This window comes from Pseudoduganella buxea (assembly GCF_009720835.1).
Lineage (GTDB): Bacteria > Pseudomonadota > Gammaproteobacteria > Burkholderiales > Burkholderiaceae_D > Rugamonas > Rugamonas buxea.
On sequence record NZ_WNKZ01000015.1, the window covers coordinates 37,354 to 56,722 of the forward strand.

The window sequence follows — 19,369 nt, forward strand, 5'->3', positions numbered from 1 at the left end:
GTTATCTCTAAAGTTATGTTGGCGCCGGCGCCGCCGCCGAATTCTTATGGCCCAGTTCGCCTATCGCCGGTTCCGTGAATCGCCGGCCAGCGACCCGCCGCCCCGAAGCGCCATTCGCGAGACAGGAGAGCAGGTGCGTTGCGGACAAGGCTGTCCGCCACCCATGCTGTCGCCTGGTGCTTTTACGATGCCGGTGAGGCAGAAAGCTACCAACAAACGGTGGCAACGAATTGCCGAGATGGACTGATGCAGGAAGGAGTGCGAAGGTGGTGCGGCAGCCGTGTCGTAACGGGCTTGGAAGGCAGTCTTGCGAAGATCGAGGCGACCTGCGATGCACTGGTGGTCCCCCCGACTGGAATCGAACCAGTATCCCACGCTTAGGAGGCATGTGCACTATCCATTGTGCTACGGGGAGGTCGCCAAGCGAGCGCAATTATAGCCGAGGGGCGGCAAAAAGTTATGTCGATCTGCACCGGCCCGGTACAATGGCGGTTTCACGCATCGAATCGCAGTCATCCCTCATGGCAGTCATCTCCCTCTCTTCCGCGCAACTGGCCTTCGGTCATCATGCACTCCTCGATCACGCTGAATTTTCCCTGGAAACGGGGGAGCGCGTGGGCCTGATCGGCCGTAACGGCACCGGCAAGTCGTCGCTGCTGAAGATCATTTCCGGCCGCCAGAAGCTGGACGATGGCCTGCTCGTCATGCAGCAGGGACTGAAGATTGCCTATGTGGAGCAGGAACCCCAGTTCGACCCGGACATGTCGGTGTTCGATGCGGTGGCGTCGGGCCTGGGCGAACTGCCGGCCCTGGTCAAGGAATACGACGCGCTGACGGGCCAGTTCGGCCAGGGCGACGATGATGCGCTGATGGAACGCATGCACGATATCCAGGTCAAGCTCGATGCGGCCGATGCGTGGAGCATCAACAACAAGGTCGAGCAGACCCTGGACCGCCTGAACCTGGGGCCGGGCGCGCTGATGAAGACGCTCTCGGGCGGCATGCAGAAGCGCGTGGCCCTGGCCCGCGCCCTGGTGGCGGCGCCGGACGTGCTGCTGCTGGACGAACCCACCAACCACCTCGACTTCACGTCGATCCAGTGGCTGGAAGGCTTGCTGCGCGACTTCAAGGGCAGCGTGCTGTTCATTACGCACGATCGTTCCTTCCTCGACAACGTGGCAACCCGCATCGTCGAACTCGACCGCGGCCGCCTGCTGTCGTATCCAGGCAATTTCTCTACCTACCAGACCCGCAAGGCCGAGCAACTGGCCGTGGAAGAAATCGAGAACGCCAAGTTCGACAAGTTCCTGGCCCAGGAGGAAGTGTGGATCCGCAAGGGCGTGCAGGCCCGCCGTACCCGTGACGAAGGGCGCGTGCGCCGCCTCGAGCGCTTGCGCGAACAGCGTTCCGTGCGGCGCGAGCAGCAGGGCCAGGTCAAGCTGGAAGTGACGTCGGGCGAGCGCTCGGGCAAGATCGTGGCCGAGCTGGAGAATGTCGACAAGCGCTATGGCGACAAGCAGATCGTGCTGAACTTCAGTGCCACCATCCTGCGCGGCGACAAGATCGGCCTGATCGGCGCGAACGGCGCCGGCAAAACCACGCTGCTCAAACTGATCCTGGGCGAGGAACAACCCGACAGCGGCACGGTCAAACAAGGCACGAAGCTGCAGGTGGCGTATTTCGACCAGATGCGGGCCCAGCTGAACGAGGAGGCCAGCCTGGCCGAAACGATCTCGCCGGGCAGCGACTGGGTCGAGGTCAACGGCCAGAAAAAACATGTGATGAGCTACCTGGGCGACTTCCTGTTCGCCCCGGAACGCGCCCGGTCGCCGGTACGCACGCTCTCCGGTGGCGAACGTAACCGCCTGCTGCTGGCACGCCTGTTCGCCAAGCCGGCCAATGTGCTGGTGCTGGACGAACCGACCAACGACCTCGATATCGAGACCCTGGAATTGCTGGAAGAATTGCTGGAGGACTACCCGGGCACCGTATTCCTGGTCAGCCACGACCGCACTTTCCTCGACAACGTCGTCACCCAGGTCATCGCCGCGGACGGTGGCGGCACGTGGCGCGAGTATATCGGTGGCTATTCGGACTGGGAGCGCGTGCGGGTCATGCCATCGGCCACGGCGGCCGAGCCGAAGAAGGGCGATGCGAAGGCGGCCAAGGCAGCGCCGGCGCCGGCCAAGGCGCGCAAGCTGAGTTTCAAGGAGCAGCGCGAGCTCGATGAGTTGCCTGGTGTTATTGCCAAGCTGGAGGACGAGCAGGCGTCGTTGAACATCCTCCTGGCCGACCCGAATTTTTACAAGGAAACGCCGGCCGAGGCCAAGCGCATCCATGGCCGCATCGCCGTCATCGAGGAGGAGCTGCTGGCTGCCCTGGAACGGTGGGAAGCCATCGAGGGCGGTAATGCCTGATTTACAATTGTTAAAATTTCCGTTGCGCACGATTTGTGCGGTACATCACGCCTAAGTTGTTGTAATATCTGCAAACTTAGGGCGCCGCGGGTGCCCTGTCGGAAAAAGATCGAGGCAGTTTGCGATGACAGCTCAGCAACCTAAACCACCCGGCGCCCACGAGGCGATCGGGGTTCCACCGCAGGCAGGGCAACGTGGCCAGTCGATGGCGCGCATCGCGCCGTTCGCAGCCTATATGGCGTTCATCGCCATCGCCGACCTGCTGGACCGGCTCGGCTGGTCCGCCCAGCAGATGCTGTGGCTCTATCCACTCAAGATCGCCGCCGTGGTGGCCCTGCTGGTTTTCTACCGGCGCCAGTATGTGGAACTGTTTACGGCGCGGCCGAGCCTGCGCGACGTGGCGGTGGCCAGCGTGGTGGGGGCCATCGTCTTCGTTCTCTGGATTAACCTGAACGCGGGCTGGATGCAGATTGGCGCATCGGCCGGCTACAACCCGGCCGGCACCGATGGCCGCATCGACTGGGTCCTGGTGGCATGCCGCGTTGCCGGCGCCGCCCTGGTGGTGCCCGTGATGGAGGAGCTGTTCTGGCGCTCTTTCCTGCAGCGCTGGCTGGCCAAGGCCCAGTTCCTCGACTGCCGTCCGGCGGAGGTGGGAGTGAAGGCCCTGGCCATCACCTCCGTCCTGTTTGGCTTCGAACATAACCTGTGGTTCGCCGGCATTGTCGCCGGCCTGGCCTACGGTCTGCTGTACATGCGCGCCGGAAATCTGTGGTCGCCGATCGTGGCCCATGCGGTCACGAACGGCATGCTGGCCGGTTGGGTTCTCGCCACCGGCAGCTGGACTTACTGGTAAAATTGCAACTTAGCTAACTCACCATTTATAACAATGTTCCGTTCCCATCTATCGGTTGGCCCGCGCCTGTCGCTCCTTGCTTGCGCTGCCATGCTGACCAGCGGCGGCGCAATGGCAGCGCTCAGCGATACCATCCACCCATTCGTTGCCATCGGCTATACCTACGACGACAACCTGTTGCGTCTGGGCGACGACACGCCTGCCGGCTTCCAGCGGTCGGATCGCGCCACGCAGGCCCAGGCCGGTGTCATGGTGGAGCGGCCATTCGGACGCCAGTTGCTCACGGGCACGGCGAAGGTGTCGCGCGTTACCTTCGACCATTTCAACCAGCTGGACTATAACGGCAAGGATTTCGACGGCGACCTGGCGTGGCAGATCGGCAACCGCTGGTCCGGCCACCTGGGCGGCAGCTATGTCGAGACCCTGACACCGTTCAGCGACACGTCGACCAGCCAGCGCAACCTGCGCACTACCCGGCGCGTCAATGCCACGGCGGCGTGGCGCTTCCATCCCAGCTGGCGCCTGCGCGGCGGCTTTACCCGCAATGCCTATGAATACGAGCTGCTGGCGCAACAGGTCAACGACCGCGACCAGGACCTGATCGAGTTCGGCGGCGATTACCTGGCCCGCAGCGGCAGTACCGTCGGCCTGGTGGCGCGCCAGATCAAGGGCAACTACAAGAATCCCCGCGTCGTCAACGGCGTGCTGCTGGTGAATGACTTCAAGCAGAACGAGTTGAAAGCCAGCATCAACTGGCTCTACAGCGGCGTTACCCAGGTGCAGGTGCTGGCCGGCTACGCGCGCCGCGAATACGACGTGTATTCGGTGCGCAATTCGAGCGGCTTCAACGGGCGCGCCTCGGCCAAGTGGGCACCGCTGGGCAAGGTCAGCTTCAATGCCGAGGCGTGGCGCGAGTTCTCCGCCGTGGAAAGCCTGATCGTCAACAGCAGCCTGAATCGAGGTGCCAGCGTGGGCGCCACCTGGGCCGCCACCGCCAAGATCCAGGCAACGGCAAGCCTGCGGCGCGAAAAGCGCCGCTTCGAACTGCTCGACGACCGCTTCTCCGATGTGGACGATGCCGACGACACCAAGTCGGCGCAGCTGGGCATGACCTACGCGCCCACCCGGGCGACGCAGCTGAGCGTCAGCCTGTTCCGCGAGCAACGCGAAGGCAGCCCGCTGGCCGGCTCCCGGGACTACCGCGCCAAGGGCGTTTCGCTGAACGCCACCGTACAGTTTTAATGAAATGAAATAATGACGATCAACGATATTCCCCTGATCTCCTTCTTCCAGCGCGTGCTGGATCCGCTCATCATCATGGGCACCCTGTATGCCTCGTCGATGCTGTTCGGTGAACCGTTTACCGGCTATTCGCTGGTGCTGATGATCCTGGCTTTCTTCATCTCCTCCGCCGTCTACCAGCACATCGATCCGTACCGCACCTGGCGCAGCGGCCGCACGCTGGCCTACTCGCGTGACGTGTTCGCCGGCTGGATCATCACGGCGCTGATCCTGGTGGTGTTGGGCAACGTCAGCGGCCTGGCCTTCCATTATGAAGAGCGCGTCGTGCTGGCATGGTTCTGCGCCACGCCGCTGATCCTGCTGGTGAGCCACCTGGCCGCGCGCAAGGTCGGCTCCGATCCGTCCGAGGCGAGCGAAGTGCGCTCCGTGCTGATCGTTGGCGCCAACGATGTCGGCATCAAGTTTGCCCGCACCATCGAGCGTTTCCCGAACCTGTTCATGCGCGTGCAGGGCTTCTTCGACGACCGCACGAGCGAACGCCACCCGGCTGAACTGAACCACCCCGTGCTGGGCAAGATGTCGGACGTGGCTGCCTATGTCCGTGAAAACAACATCAAGATGATTTTCATCAGCCAGCCCGTGTCGGCCCAGCCGCGTATCCGCAAGCTGCTCGACGAGCTGCAGGACACGACGGCGTCGGTATATTTCCTGCCGGATATTTACGTGTTCGACCTGATGCAGGCCCGCTTCGACAACGTGGGCGGCATGCCCGTCATCGCCATTTGCGAAACACCGTTTACAGGCTTTAACAGCCTCGTCAAACGTGCCAGCGATATTGCGCTGGCAACGGTGATCCAGCTGATGCTGTTGCCGGTCATGGTGGCGATCGCGCTGGCGGTGAAGTTGAGTTCGCCCGGACCCGTGATCTTCCGCCAGCGCCGCTACGGCCTGTACGGCGAGCAGATCTATGTCTACAAGTTCCGTTCGATGACGGTGACGGAAGACGGCAGCAAGGTTGTGCAGGCCACCAAGAACGACCAGCGCATCACCAAGGTGGGTGCCTTCCTGCGCAAGACTTCGCTCGACGAACTGCCGCAGTTCATCAACGTGCTGCAGGGACGGATGAGTATCGTGGGTCCGCGTCCCCATGCGGTCGCCCACAACGAGCAATACCGCAAGTTGATCAAGGGCTATATGTTGCGTCATAAAGCCAAGCCAGGCATCACCGGTTGGGCGCAGGTCAATGGTCTGCGTGGCGAGACTGAGACACTGGACAAGATGGAGGCACGCATCCGCTACGATCTGGACTACCTGCGCAACTGGTCGCTGTGGCTCGACCTGTGGATTATCGTGAAGACCGTGAAGGTCGTGCTGGCACGCGAAAACGCGCATTAAGTGAACCTTAAAGCCGCGCGCCGCGACAAATAAGCCTGCTGTAACAAGGCCTTGCTTGCATTACAATGCGAGCTGGAATTGTAAATTTGTACACCCCGCACGGGGCAGCGACGGCGCGCAAACAGTTGCTGTTTTGACTTTAGTCTGATATTTTTTGTAATATGCGTCCCGTTGCGTCGGCATTCCGCTACGGCGCAGACCTGGCACCGGAGGATTCTTTGAAAAACGTAAAAACTGTAGCACCAGGACAAACTCGTCGTTCCCGCATGATGGGTGTCGGCATGCTCGTGATGACTGCCGCCATTCTCACCGCCTGCGGCGACAAAGCGGAAAAAAAACCGGGCCAGGCCCTGGCCAGCGTGAATGGTGAAGAAATCACCGTGATGCAGCTCAATGACGAGCTCGGTCGCGTCAACCCGCAGGCCGCGCAGCAGGAAACCACGCGCAAGCAACTGCTGGACGCCCTGATCGACCGGCAATTGCTGCAGAGCGAGGCGGCCAAGGAAAAGCTGGACCGCGATCCGAAGGTGCTGCAGGCGATCGAACGGGCCAAGTCCACCATCGTGGCCCAGGCCTACCTGCAAAAGCGCATCGGCACCGTGGCGCGCCCGAGCAAGACGGAAGTCGAGGCATACTATACGCAGAACCCGAACCTGTTTGCCAACCGCAAGCAGTTCGACATGCGCCAGCTGGTGCTGGCCACCTCCGACGTCAACGACGATGTGAAGAAGGCAATCGATTCGTCCAAGTCGCTCGACGAAGTGGCTGCCTGGCTGGAAGCCCACCAGGTCAAGTTCGGCCGTGCCCAGCTGGCACGTGCCAGCACCGACCTGCCGCCTGAGCTGAACAGCCGCCTGCTGGCGATGCCGAAAGGGCAGATGTTCATCATTCGTGAAGGCGCCCGCAGCATGCTGATCGCCATCAACGAAATCAAGGACGCACCGCTGACGCTGGAACAGGCCGCACCGCAGATCGAACAGTTCCTGTTCAACAAGAAGAACAAGGAAGCCGCGGATGCTGCCATCAAGCAGCTGCGTTCGACCGCCAAGATCGAATACATGAACCAGCCGGCCGGTACCACGCCCGCGGCCCCTGCAGCGGCTACGGCCGCAGCGCCGGCAGCGGCCACGGCGGCACCTGCGGCCGACGCGGCTGCCGCTCGCGGCGTCGCCGGCCTGAAGTAACCTGCTGTCAATCATTATCGGTATAAGAGGAATTACAAAATGAAAAAAATGCTTTTGTGGGTTGCGGCGGGGATGCTGAGCCTGTTCATGGGGTCGGCCATGGCCGCCAACGGTACGCTGGGCCCCGGCGACGTGGTCCGGGTCGGCGTGTACGGCATGCCGGACATGACCGTCGAAACGCGCGTCACGCCGGCCGGCACCATCACCTTCCCGCTGATCGGCCAGGTCCAGCTGAATGGCCTGGAAATCCCGGTGGCCGAACGCAAGATCGCCGACATGCTGGAAAAGGGCGGCTTCGTCAAGAAGCCCCAGGTGTCGATCCTCGTGACCGGCCTGTCCAGCCAGCAGGTTTCCGTGCTGGGCGCCGTGCTGCGTCCTGGCCGCTACCCGATCGAAGGCCGCCGTACCGTGCTCGACATGCTGGCGCTGGCCGGCGGCATGAACACCGATGGCGCCGACTCCATCACGCTGATCCGCAAGCGCGGCACCAGCGTGACGAAGGAAACGCTGGACATCGTCGCGATGATGCGCAGCGGCGAGCTGCAGCGTGACGTCGAAATGACGGCCGACGACATCATCTATGTCGAACGCGCACCACGCTTCTACATCTACGGTGAAGTACAGCGTCCTGGCGCCTTCCGCCTGGAACGCCAGATGACGGTATTGCAGGCCCTGGCGGTCGGCGGTGGCCTGTCGCAGCGTGGCACGGAGCGTGGCATGCGTATCAAGCGTCGCGATGCGGACGGCAAGCTGCAGGTACTCGATGCCAAGCACGACGACCTGCTGCAAATCGACGATATCGTGTACGTCAAGGAAAGCCTGTTCTGACAGGTACCGATTTTTTTATCTCTGCGTCCTAAGGCGGTTCCATGAGTTTCTCGCAATTTCTACTAATCCTGCGCGCGCGCAAGAAGATCGTCCTGTGGACCCTTCTCGCCGCCGTGCTGCTGACTCTTGTGGCCAGCCTGCTGATGCCCAAGACTTACAAGGCTACCAACTCGCTGGTCATGAATTTTAAAGGCGTCGACCCGGTGACGGGACTGGCGCTGCCGGGCCAGCTGCTGCCTGGATTCATGGCTACCCAGATCGATATCATTGGCAGCAAGAACGTCGCGCTGCGCGTCGTCGACGACCTCGGCCTGGCCAACAATCCTGCCGTCATCGCCCAGTTCAACGAAGCGACCGGCGGCAACGGCACGGTGCGCGACTGGCTGGCCGACCTGCTGCTCAAGAAGCTGGAAGTCGAACCGTCGCGCGAAAGCTCGGTCGTCGGCGTCAGCTTCTCGGGCTCGGACCCGCAGTTCGTTGCCGCCGTGGCCAACGCGTTTGCCGACGCTTACCAGAAGGTCAGCGTGCAACTGCGCGTCGAACCGATGCAGCGTGCGTCGACTTACTTCAATGGCCAGGTGCGCGTGTTGCGCGACAACCTGGAAGCGGCGCAGAGCCGCCTGTCGAAGTACCAGCAGGAACATGGCATTGTCAGCGTCGACAACCGCCTCGACGTGGAATCGCAGCGCCTGAACGAACTGTCGTCGCAGCTGGTGGCAGCACAGGCCCAGCTGGCCGACGCGCAGTCGCGCCGCTCGATGGCCCGCAACTCGTCGGCCCAGTCGCCCGACGTGACGTCCAACCCGCTGATCCAGAACCTGAAGGTGAGCCTGGGCGCGGCCGAGGCACGGCTGGCACAGCTGAGCCAGAAGCTGGCACGCAACCATCCGGATTACCTGGCTGCCCGTGCCGAGGCTGACCGCCTGACCAAGGACCTGCGCGAGCAGATGAGCATTGCGTCGAGCAGCGTGAGCAACAACGCCACCATCTTGGGCGAGCGTGAAGCGACCCTGCGCGCCGCGCTGGCCGAACAGAAGGCCAAGCTGCTGGACCTGAACCGCCTGCGCGACGAAATGAATGTACTGCAGAAGGATGTCGAGAGCGCCCAGCGCGCCTTCGAAGCCACGTCGCAGCGCTCGTCCCAGACGCGCCTGGAAGGCCAGGTCAACCAGTCCGACGTCGCCGTGCTGAATCCGGCCGTCGCACCGACCAAGCCGGCCGGTCCGCGCGTGCTGTTCAATGTCATGCTGTCGATCATCTTCGGCAGCATCCTGGGCGTCGGCCTGGGCCTGCTGGTGGAAATGCTGGACCGCCGCGTGCGCTCCAAGAACGACCTGTCCGACGTACTGCAGCTGCCCGTGCTGGGTGCGCTGGACTGGAAAACGCGTCCGGCCCGCCGCTTCGCGTTGAGCAAACTGCGCCGCAACCGTGCGCTGGCCGCCTCTTGATATGGAGCACATCATGAATTTCCCCGCACCCGCTTCCGCAGCGGCGTCCCAGCCGCGCAGCGGCGACAGCATCGGCGCGCTGCTGCTTGCCTCGCGCAAGATCACGCCGGAAAATGCCGAACAGGTCCTGCGCCTGCAGAAGGAAACCGGCATGCGCTTCGGCGAAGCGGCCCAGCGTCTCGGCCTGGTAACGGAAGCCGACATCGCCCAGGTGCTGGCACGCCAGTTCGACTATCCCTACCTGCAGCCAGGCACCGGGCCTTACCCGGAACAACTGGTGGCAGCCTACCAGCCGTTCTCGCCGCAAGTCGAGACCCTGCGCGCGGTACGCAGCCAGCTGATGCTGAAATGGTTCGGCGGCAACCGCAAGTCGCTGGTCGTCATGGGCGTCAGCGGCGGCGACGGCGCCAGCCTGTTCACGGCCAACCTTGCCGTCGTGTTTTCGCAGCTGGGCCAGCGCACCTTGCTGGTCGATGCCAACCTGCGCCGTCCGCGCCAGCATGAGATCTTCGTGCTGAAGGCCCGCCAGGGCCTGTCCGACGTGTTGGCCGGCCGTGCCGGGCTGGAAGCCGTTACCGTGATCGAGTCGTTCGTCGACCTGTCCGTGCTGGGTGCCGGCACGCTGCCGCCGAACCCGCAGGAGCTGCTCAGCCGCGGCACCTTCGGCGCCCTCAATGCACAGCTGGAAAACCTGTACGACGTGGTGCTGTACGATGTGCCGACGGTGGCGATGGGATCGGACCCGCTGGTGGCCGCTGCCCGTTCCGGCGGCGTGCTGCTGGTGGTGCGCCGCAATCATTCCGCGCTGGCCGACGTCGCCGCGCTGCGCGAGCAGGTCGAACGCAGCGGTGCCGAAGTGGTGGGCGCCGTGATGGTGGACTTCTGATATGTCCGCAGCGATGCCACAGCCCCGTAGCGAGACCGTGCCGGCGGTACACTGGAAAAGCTTCCTGAGCGACTGGTGGCCGGCCGCCGTCGGCCTGCTCGCCATGTTCGTGCCAACCTTCCTCAGCCTGGCGAACGGCATGTGGTCGACGGAAAGCTACGCCCATGGCCCGATCATCCTGGCCCTGGCCTTGTGGTTGCTGTGGCGTCAGTGGCCGGACATGATGGCGGCGATCGGCGAGCCGCGCCCGAGCGCGGCCGGCTGGCCCTTGCTGGCCGCCGCGCTGTTCTGCTACGTCATCGGACGCTCGCAGGGCATCCAGGCCGGCGAACTGCTGGCCTTCGTGCTGGCGCTCGTGTCGCTGCTGCTGCTTGGCTGGGGCGGTCGCGCACTGCGCTTCCAGTGGTTCCCGATCTTCTTCATGCTGTTCATGATTCCGCTGCCCGGCCCCCTGGTGGCGGCGCTGACGATGCCGATGAAGATGGCGGTGTCCTATATGACGGAGCTGATCCTGTTCACGGCCGGCTACCCGATTGCCCGCAGCGGCGTGATCCTGCAGATCGGCCAGTACCAGCTGCTGGTGGCCGATGCCTGCGCGGGCCTGCAGACCTTGCTGACCCTTGAGGCACTCGGCCTGTTCTACCTGAACGTGGTGCGCCATACGGCGGTGCTGCGCAATGTCGTGCTCGCCGTGCTGATCATTCCGATCTCGTTCACGGCCAACGTCATCCGCGTGATCGCGCTGACGCTGATTACCTATTACTTCGGCGACGCGGCCGGCCAGGGATTCCTGCATGGTTTCGCAGGCATGGTGCTGTTCATCAGCGCGCTGATCCTGATCCTGTCCGTCGATACCCTGTTGCAAACCCTCGTCGCGCGTCGTGCGCGCCGGGCCGTCGGGAGTCCTGCATGAACCGCACAATGATGAAGGCCCTGGTGGCGGGTGGCCTGATGGTAATGTCCGCCGCCGGCGCGAAATACCTGACGCCCACGCAGCATATGTCGCAGATGCGGCCGGAGCGTACGCTCGAGCAGATGATCCCGACCCGCTTTGCGGGCTGGGCCGAGGAAAAGATGCTGGCCAACTCCGTCGTCGATCCGCAAATCGAGGAAGAGCTCAAGCGCATCTATACGCAGACGGTCAACCGTACCTATGTCAACGAGCAGGGTGAACGCATCATGCTGTCCGTAGCCTATGGCACGGACCAGAGCGACAGCAGCCAGGTGCACTATCCGGAAGTGTGCTATCCGGCCCAGGGCTTCCGCGTCACGTCGAACCAGCAAAGCAGCATCACGCTGGGCGGGGCGCGGTTGCCCGTGAAGCGGCTGGAAACGAATTTCCAGCAGCAGCGCTTCGAACCCGTCACCTACTGGACCACCGTGGGTGACAAGGCGGTGACGAATGGCATCGACAAGAAATTGGCGGAAATGCGATACGGCTTCAGCGGAACCATTCCCGATGGACTGCTGTTCCGCGTCTCGTCGATCGACCGCGAGTCGGCCAGCGCCTTCGCCGTCCAGGAGCAGTTCGTTCGCGCCCTCGCCAGTGCGCTCGACCCGGCAGCGCGGCAACGCCTGATGGGCATGACGCAGTAAAAGTCGCCGTGGTCTCTTGACCACGGCCGCACAGCATCAAAGGAATCATGTCGCTTGCAGCAAAGACTCTGACCGCGGTCACGAGCAATTACATCGGCACGCTGGTACGCGTGGTCGCGCAGTTCGGCGCACAGCTTGTCATCATGCGCCAATTGGGCCCGGAGCCGGTCGGCATGTTCGGTTACGTGACCCTGGCATTCGGCGTGCTGGCGCTGTTTGTCGACCAGGGCTTCGGCTGGTCGCTGATCCAGAGCGACTGGGACGAGGAAGAAATCAAGATCGTCCTGTCGCGCCTGCTGCTGGGCTCCTCGCTGGCCGCCGTTCTCGTGTACTGCCTTTCCTGGCCGGCCGAGTATTACCTGGGCGGCCTGGCGGGCAGCCTGTTCCGGTGGGCTGCGCCTTCTTGCGTGCTGATCGCCGTGTGGGGCATCGCGCAGGCCCGCCTGCGCAAGGATCTGCAGTTCGGTAAAATCCAGATCGCCAACACGGGCGCGTATATTTTCGCCACCCCGGTGGTGGGCGTTACGCTGGCCCTGCTCGGCTTTGGCGTTTGGTCGCTGCTGGCGGCCTGGTATGTGCAGTCGATCCTGATGGTCGCCATCAGCTACTATTACGCCCCACACTCGCTGAAGCTGGGCAATCCGTTCAAGTCGACGCGTGCCGGCGCCCTGGGCCGCCAGGTGGCGGGCATTAATATCGTCAACTGGTCGGTCGACAACGTCAGCGGCCTGACGGTCGGCGCCCTGGGCCCATCGGCGCTGGGCACCTTCAACGCGGCGCTGATGCTGTCGCGCACCCCGGCGGTGCAACTGGCCCAGACCTTGCAAAGCGTGCTGTTTTCCGCCGCGTCGGCGCTGGGGCAGGATGCCATCCGCCAGCGGCGCCTCTACTTGGGGGCACTGTCCGTGATCGCCCTGATTGCCACGCCGGCGTACGGCTATGGCATGACCCACAGCGACTTCATTATCCGCATGGTATTCGGTGCCAAGTGGATCGACGCCAGCGGCGCCTTCGCCGCGATGACGGTGGGCATGGTGGCGGTCGCAATGAATGCGCTGTCCGGGGCCATGCTGACGGCCAACGGCGGGCAGGGCGCCGTGCTGCGTTCCCAGGTGCTGTGCCTGGTACTGATGACGGTTGCCCTGCTGGTGGCAAATCACTTCGGCCTGGTCGGTGTCGGCCTGGCCATTTCGCTGGCATACGTCATTCGCCTGGTCTACCAGATGCGCGCCATGGCCGAACGGATCGATATCCATGCGGGCGCCTTTGTCGAAGTGATGCGCGGCCCGCTTCTGGCGGCCTGCGTGATGGCGATTCCGCTCGGCGCGCTGGCGCCTCGCAGCATTCCCGAAGCGGCCGCCGAGGGCCTGGCACTGCTGGGCCAGACGGGTGCCGTGCTGTGCCTGGTGGCGCTGTTCCCCCGCTGGTTCCTGTCGGACCCGCTGCGCGATGTCATGCAACGTTTCGGTCCGGGCGTCCGACTGCTCCGGCTGGTTGATCGATAAGCCGAATTTTTGAAGAGGGCCGCGGCTCATGGATAACTTATTTACATTTTTCATCTTCCCCCTGGTGGCCCTGCTGCTGGGCGTCGGGGCCGTCATCGGCATTGCCGTCGGCAGCGGCGTGGTGGTGCGCTTGCGGCGCTGGGCTCTGCCGACCTTGCTGACCCTCGTTTCCGTCGCCAGTATCGGTGCCGTCGTGGCAATGGGCCGGCGCCTTCGCCTCAGCACGGAAGGCCTGGAGAATGTCGGCCAAGCCGATGTGGCCGGTGGCATGGTCGGCAAGTTGCTGCTTGTTTCCGTGATTGCCTGTGCCGTCGCACTGTGCGCAGCCCGCCTGTTCGATCTGAACGGCAGGTTGGCCGCGGCAGGCCGCTTCCACAAGCGCGGCATGGCCAATCCCAGCGATATCGCCAAGGCCTTCATGTGTTTTTACGTGGCGTCGAGTATCCTGCCGATCTTTTTCGGCGTGCAGGATTATTTCCACGTCCGCCTGGTGTACCCGTTTTTTGTTTACCTGGCCATCTTCCTGTGGCTGCCGTTGCACGAGCGGGATCCGGTGAACGTCTGCAAGGTCATGACAGGCCTGATCGTCTTTACAAGCCTCCTGTTTGCTGTCGTACAGCCGGAAGCGGCAATCCAGCCCGGTTACGGCGGCCTGATTCCAGGATTTAACGTGCGGCTGCTGGGAACGACTACCCACGCCAATTCGCTGGGAGCGGTGACGTGCGGATACATTCTGCTTGAAATGGCCGAGCCCGTGCGCAAGCGCTGGATGCACCTGCTGCTGCTCGGCGGCGCGATCCTCTGCATCATCCTGTCGCAGTCGAAGACGTCGATCATCGGCGTGTTCGCCGGCGCTTCCATCATTTATGGCACGCGCATCTGGCACTTCTTCAACCGCAAGGGGCGCGACTACAACGGCGCCGGCGGGCAATTGCTTGCCCTCGCACTCGGCGTGGCATGTCTGATCATCGTTATCGTTGCCGCCGTGATGATGTTCGGCGACGGCAGCATGCTCAGGAGCCTGGAGCGCAAGCTCAATCCGCGCGCCGTGGGCGACCTCAGTTCCGGAACCGGCCGCCTGTGGATCTGGGCAGCCGCCATCGATGCCGGCATGCAGAATCCCCTGTTCGGGCAGGGTGCCGACTACTGGAACCTGGCAACACGCCTGCGCCTCGGCCTCAGCGGTGCCGCAACGGCGCACAACCAGTACCTGCAGGTGTTCAGCCTTTCCGGTCTCGTCGGGCTCGTGACACTGCTGATCTTCATGGGCTACCTGATCCGGTACGCCATCCGGGGAGCGAAGGCCAGCGGCAATGCCACCATTGCCATGCTGGTCGTGCTGCTGCTGAGAACCATCAGCGAGACACCGATCGCGCCAACAGTCATCCTGGCTGCCGAATTCTTCGCGACAACGGCTTATTTCATTTACATTATCGATCGCGGCGCCCGTCCGCGACGGCTGGCCACGGCCGGCATGGCGCAGCTGGCCGGAACGATGCCGCAGACCGCATTGCACTATCGTTAGAGTTTGCAGGCATGCCGGCCACGCAGGCGGCATGCCAAGCGAATGCAGTTCGTCCCGCAGCATGTGCCCAGAGGCATGATCGACAGGACACCCTATCCCTGCCTAAGACAGGGCAGTCAACCATGCCGAGGCATTCCGACATGATGTGTCCGATATTCGGCGTGGAATGAATTCAATTTTCTTAACACAGACCGATGGCAATATGCCAGCACCTACTGTGAAAACGACAAAAATTGCCATTTAAACTGTTTGAAATGCGCCACAGCGCATTGGAAAATTGCCTTGAGTAAATTGTGGCCAATGGTTTTCGTAGGGAAACCCAGTATAATGGCAGTAACAGAAATGTGCTGGGCACCAAGAAGAGTCATGCTCACGCCCTTAAAAACGGCCCGCGCAAGTCTCATCGCACGAAATCGTGCCCGCTCAATGCTCTTCGATGGAGATAGATAGATGAAGTTTTCCCGCACCTCGACGTTGCAGCTCCTATTCACAGCATGCACCGCAACGATTGGGAGTAATGCCAGCGCCGACTGGGCCGTGCATCCGGATCCGATGGTGATTACTGCCGCGCCCAAGGCTTGGACGACCCAGGTTGCGAATCCGCCCGTTTTTTCCTGGCCGCGCCACAGTAGCAATCCGCCATCTTATGTTCTTGAGGTCAAGAATGGTAGCACAGTATACAAGACTTATACTGCTACGCGCAACTGGCTTCTACCGTCCGAGCCCCTGGCGGACGGCACCTACACATGGCGTGTACGCCCGTCGAACAATGCCACCGCATGGTCCGATCCCCGTTATTTTTACGTCAATTCGCTGACGGCACGCTTTGTTGTGCCCGATGATGCCGTCCTGCGCTCGCAAATTGCCGCCAAGCCACATCCTCGTGCGATTTCCACCCCGCCTTACAGTGCGTGGCCGGCCGCGTTGAAACTGGAACGCGGTGCTGCCCTGACGCGCCTAAAGACGGAGATCGACTGGGCCACGCCCCGCCTCGCAGTCCCGAAGGACAGCGACTGGGCGCTGACCTCCACGACGACCGTGACGGCCCAGACGGCAGCGCAGATCGCCGCCGTACGCCAGGCAATCTTCGCCAACGGCCGCCAGCTGGAAGCTGCGTCGCTGCTGTACCGCCTGACGGGCGAGCAGAAGTACCTGACCGAGACGCTGGTGCGGGGCGACGCGTTGGCCGCGCTCGATGTCAATGGCGCGACCAGCTACGTCAGCCAGGACCAGGGCACCCGCGTGATCGCGCTGTCGCTCGCCAAGGCCTACGATGCGCTGAACGGCGCCCTGGACAGCACCCGCAAGGCCAAATGGTTGAGCATCATCGACCAGCGTACGACCGTCATCTATAACGACCTGTCGAACAACGCAGGTCGGATGGACCAGTACCCCTTCGACTCGCACGGCGGTACCAACCTGGCATATGTGGCACTGATCGCCACCTTGACCATGGGCGATATCGCCAATGCAACCAGGTGGTTCGATTTCTCGTTCCGCGCATCGGTGGCATCGACCAGCGTATGGAGCGGCCCGGAAGGTGGTTATGCCAACGGTACATCGTATGCCCAGTACAGCGCAGAGATCTTCCAGCAAGTTTGGCAGCCCCTGCTGATCGCCACCGGCGTCGACATGTTCTCCAAGCCCTGGTCGGTCGGCTTCATGCGCTTCTTGGCCCACTTTGTTCCGCCTGGCCAGAAACGTCACCTGTTTGGCGACGAGCAGGAACTCGTCCCGACCGGCTATGTGTTCAAGGGCTTTGCCGCCAATTTCTCGACGAACCAGGCCAACTGGTACTACAAGGCCATTCCTGGCGAAATGGAAGCGCTGAAGATGCTGCAGGCACCATATCCACTGCCCGTCACGAAAGCCGCGGGCACGGGAGTCATGCCCAACGCCGGCGTGTATCCGAGCATCGGCTGGGTCGCCATGCACAGCAGCATGGCCGATCTGAAACGTACTTCGCTGTACTTCAAGTCCAGTCCGTACGGTTCGTATAACCACAGCCATGCGGACCAGAATTCGTTCGTGCTGATGAAGTCGGGCAACGCCCTGCTGGCCCAATCCGGTTATTCGGATTACTTCGGTTCGCCGAATGCCGCCAACTGGTACCGCCAGACCAAGGCCCACAATGCCATTACGTTCGACGGCGGCAAGGGCCAGATCACGGACGGCTACACGCAGGAAGGGTACAACCGCCAGAAGATGTTCGGTGGCAAGATCACGGCGTTCTCGACGACCAGCACCCTCGACTATGCGGAAGGCGATGCGACGCCCACCTACGGCGGCGCGCTGAACTCGGCGATCCGCAAGGTGTGGTACCTGCGTTCCAGTAACGCGGCAGTCATCATGGACAAGCTGGTCGCACCGACGGCCGTGAAGTACGAATGGAACTTCCACTCGTTCTCGCCCATGGTCTATGACGCAGCCTCGAAAAAGGTCACGGTGGCCAGTGCCGATGCGACCGAGCGTGTCTGCGTGCGGCCGATCACACCGGCTTCCGTGAACTTCGAAAAACGGACGGCCGTGGTGGCGCCCAAGGCCGGCACGGTGGAAGATCACGGTGCCTTCGTCAGCCTGGCACCGGTTACGTCACAGGAATTCCTCATCCTGCTCGACGTCGGTTGCAAGAACCCTGCCGTACAGCTGACGGCAACGGCAAGCGGCCGTACGCTGAAAGTGGGCACCCAGACCTTGGCGCTGCCGAATTAAGCCTTGCGGCACGGCCGGATCGAGTGGCCGTGCCCGTATCGCCTCAAGAACCCCGTCATGCGCAGCATGGCGGGTTTTTTTTTGTCACGGATCCCTGTAAAGTTTCCTAGGCGCCATTCGTGCTCGGAAAGAAATTTATTTGTGTTAAGATTTTGACAGTACAAATGTTGTCCACTTGTATACACGTGCTTGGGAGCATGTTGCCGCGCCGGTTCCTACAGTGCGGGAACGGCGGATTTTGACAGCGCCGGCCTCCGCCGCAAAAAACAGTGCTGCACTGCGTCAAAATTTTTGTCATAATATTACGAGTTTGACCGGCTGGGGTGGTTTTGTCTGCCTCAGGGAACTATTCATCGGGGCATGTGCCCCGGCTGCCGCAAAGGCGGACGGGCCCCGATTCACCGCTTTCAATGGAATTCTTGGATGAGTTATCTAGATTGGCTTGAGAAACAGTATTACACGTACCGCAAGTACATTCCGGCACGCGTGCTGTATCACCCCGCGTATTTCGATGTGATGGGACTGCTCGACGCCAGCCCGGAAGTCAAGCGTGCCCAGGCCGATAACCGTCTGCGGCACATCCTGACCTCGGCCTGCACCCACGTGCCTTTCTACCGCAGCACCATCAAGCTCACCGCGGCGGAACTGGCCAACGAGGCGCCGCGCGACCTGCTGCAGCGCTTCCCCTTCCTGACGAAGGCGGAAATCATGAGTCGCCAGCGCGATTTCCTGGACGAGCGGCTCAATCCGAAATACCTGAACTATGTCACCAGCGGCGGCTCGTCGGGGCAGGGCATCGGCATGTGGCGCAACAAGCGCCTGGCCGATATCGAAAAGGCCTTCCTGACCCACGAATGGGGCAAGACCGGATTTACGTTCGACAAGAGCATGTACCTGCGCATCGGTGCCGATGCGCGCCGCCTCGCGCACGAGGACCCCACCCGCGTCATCGGCAACCGGCTGTTGCTGTCGCCGTACCATATCGAGCCGAAGCACCGCGACCACATCCTGCGCGCGTTGAACGAAGTCAAGCCGGCCTATGTGCACGCCTATCCCAGCTCGGCGTCCGCTTTGGCCGAAGTAATCCGGGACAGTGACCTGGACTTCAAGGTCAGGGCCGTCTTCCTTGTCTCCGAGCCTGTCACGCGACAGCAACTGGTGGCCATCGACAGCCTGTTCCACGCTCCCACTTCGATGAGCTACGGCCAGTCCGAGCGCACCAACCTGGCGTTCGCGGGCTTTCACGCCGGCCAGTACCAGCCGTACCGGTTCGAGCCCCTGTATGCCGTGACGGAAAACCGCATCGAGGGCAGTTCCGCCGAAATCGTCGGCACGTCGCTGTGGAACGATGTCATGCCGCTGATCCGTTACCGCACCAACGATTTCGGCCGCGTCGATGCCGACGGGCTGTGCGAAGTCATCGACGGGCGCGACCAGGAATTCCTCATCGACCGCACGGGCAACCGCATTCCCGGCCTGTCCATCGTCATCGACGAAGTGACCTGGGATTTCGTGCGGCTGTACCAGATCCGGCAAAAGACGCCCGGCGCGATCCGCCTGGCGGTGGTGGGCAAGCACGGCCCCCTGAGCGCGGAGCAGCGCGAGTTCGTGCTGGGCGCGCAGCTCAAGCGTTGGGGCACCTTCTTCGATATCGACCTGGAAGAAGTCCAGGATATTCCCCTGGCGCCGAACGGCAAGCGCAAGCTGGTCGAAACGCGCGAACGCGCCGCGGCCTGAACGGGCCCGCAGGTTTCAGGAGGCGCCTTGCCCCGTCGGGG

Annotated in this window: 14 protein-coding genes and 1 tRNA gene; 14 read left to right on the forward strand and 1 reads right to left on the reverse strand. The window is 62.5% G+C overall.

The genetic code is table 11. The features are described from left to right. Window positions 1–340: 340 nt before the first annotated feature. Window positions 341–415, reverse strand: a tRNA-Arg gene (locus GM672_RS07855). 106 nt (window positions 416–521) lie between these two features. Between GM672_RS07855 and GM672_RS07860 the strand changes: the two genes are divergently transcribed. The 14 genes from GM672_RS07860 (at window position 522) to GM672_RS07925 (ending at window position 19,328) form a co-directional block, all read left to right on the forward strand. After that, window positions 522–2,417, forward strand: coding sequence for an ATP-binding cassette domain-containing protein (locus GM672_RS07860; protein ID WP_155469975.1), 1,896 nt, complete (start codon window positions 522–524; stop codon window positions 2,415–2,417). Between the two features lie 124 nt (window positions 2,418–2,541). Beyond that, complete coding sequence (locus tag GM672_RS07865; protein WP_211517338.1) at window positions 2,542–3,270, forward strand: CAAX prenyl protease-related protein; 729 nt, start codon at window positions 2,542–2,544, stop codon at window positions 3,268–3,270. Window positions 3,271–3,360: 90 nt separating this feature from the next. Then, window positions 3,361–4,512: an XrtB/PEP-CTERM-associated polysaccharide biosynthesis outer membrane protein EpsL gene (gene epsL / locus GM672_RS07870; protein WP_155469976.1), complete on the forward strand. Its 1,152-nt coding sequence runs from the start codon at window positions 3,361–3,363 to the stop codon at window positions 4,510–4,512. A 12-nt stretch (window positions 4,513–4,524) separates the two neighbouring features. Beyond that, window positions 4,525–5,907 carry an undecaprenyl-phosphate glucose phosphotransferase gene (locus GM672_RS07875; RefSeq protein WP_155469977.1) on the forward strand — a complete coding sequence of 461 codons (1,383 nt, stop codon included), beginning with the start codon at window positions 4,525–4,527 and terminating at the stop codon, window positions 5,905–5,907. A 281-nt stretch (window positions 5,908–6,188) separates the two neighbouring features. Beyond that, window positions 6,189–7,091: an EpsD family peptidyl-prolyl cis-trans isomerase gene (locus tag GM672_RS07880; protein ID WP_229417613.1), complete on the forward strand. Its 903-nt coding sequence runs from the start codon at window positions 6,189–6,191 to the stop codon at window positions 7,089–7,091. A gap of 39 nt (window positions 7,092–7,130) precedes the next feature. Further along, window positions 7,131–7,919, forward strand: coding sequence for a polysaccharide export protein EpsE (epsE, locus tag GM672_RS07885; protein ID WP_155469979.1), 789 nt, complete (start codon window positions 7,131–7,133; stop codon window positions 7,917–7,919). A gap of 41 nt (window positions 7,920–7,960) precedes the next feature. Next, window positions 7,961–9,367, forward strand: coding sequence for a chain length determinant protein EpsF (epsF, locus tag GM672_RS07890; protein WP_155469980.1), 1,407 nt, complete (start codon window positions 7,961–7,963; stop codon window positions 9,365–9,367). 13 nt (window positions 9,368–9,380) lie between these two features. Further along, on the forward strand, window positions 9,381–10,253 hold the full coding sequence (gene epsG, locus GM672_RS07895) for a chain length determinant protein tyrosine kinase EpsG (protein ID WP_229417614.1): 873 nt from the start codon (window positions 9,381–9,383) through the stop codon (window positions 10,251–10,253). Window position 10,254: 1 nt separating this feature from the next. Next, window positions 10,255–11,166, forward strand: a complete 912-nt coding sequence (gene xrtB, locus GM672_RS07900; RefSeq protein ID WP_229417615.1) for an exosortase B — start codon at window positions 10,255–10,257, stop codon at window positions 11,164–11,166. After that, window positions 11,163–11,849, forward strand: coding sequence for an exosortase-associated protein EpsI, B-type (gene epsI / locus GM672_RS07905; RefSeq protein ID WP_155469982.1), 687 nt, complete (start codon window positions 11,163–11,165; stop codon window positions 11,847–11,849). The genes xrtB and epsI overlap by 4 nt, the downstream gene beginning before the upstream one ends. Before the next feature lie 47 nt (window positions 11,850–11,896). After that, on the forward strand, window positions 11,897–13,354 hold the full coding sequence (locus GM672_RS07910; RefSeq protein ID WP_155469983.1) for an oligosaccharide flippase family protein: 1,458 nt from the start codon (window positions 11,897–11,899) through the stop codon (window positions 13,352–13,354). A 64-nt stretch (window positions 13,355–13,418) separates the two neighbouring features. Continuing rightward, complete coding sequence (locus GM672_RS07915) at window positions 13,419–14,879, forward strand: O-antigen ligase family protein (protein WP_170299975.1); 1,461 nt, start codon at window positions 13,419–13,421, stop codon at window positions 14,877–14,879. 924 nt (window positions 14,880–15,803) lie between these two features. Further along, window positions 15,804–17,591 (forward strand): heparinase II/III domain-containing protein, encoded by a 1,788-nt coding sequence (locus tag GM672_RS07920; protein ID WP_503826358.1) that lies wholly within the window; start codon window positions 15,804–15,806, stop codon window positions 17,589–17,591. Window positions 17,592–18,014: 423 nt separating this feature from the next. Beyond that, window positions 18,015–19,328: a phenylacetate--CoA ligase family protein gene (locus GM672_RS07925; protein ID WP_155469986.1), complete on the forward strand. Its 1,314-nt coding sequence runs from the start codon at window positions 18,015–18,017 to the stop codon at window positions 19,326–19,328. Window positions 19,329–19,369: the final 41 nt, after the last annotated feature.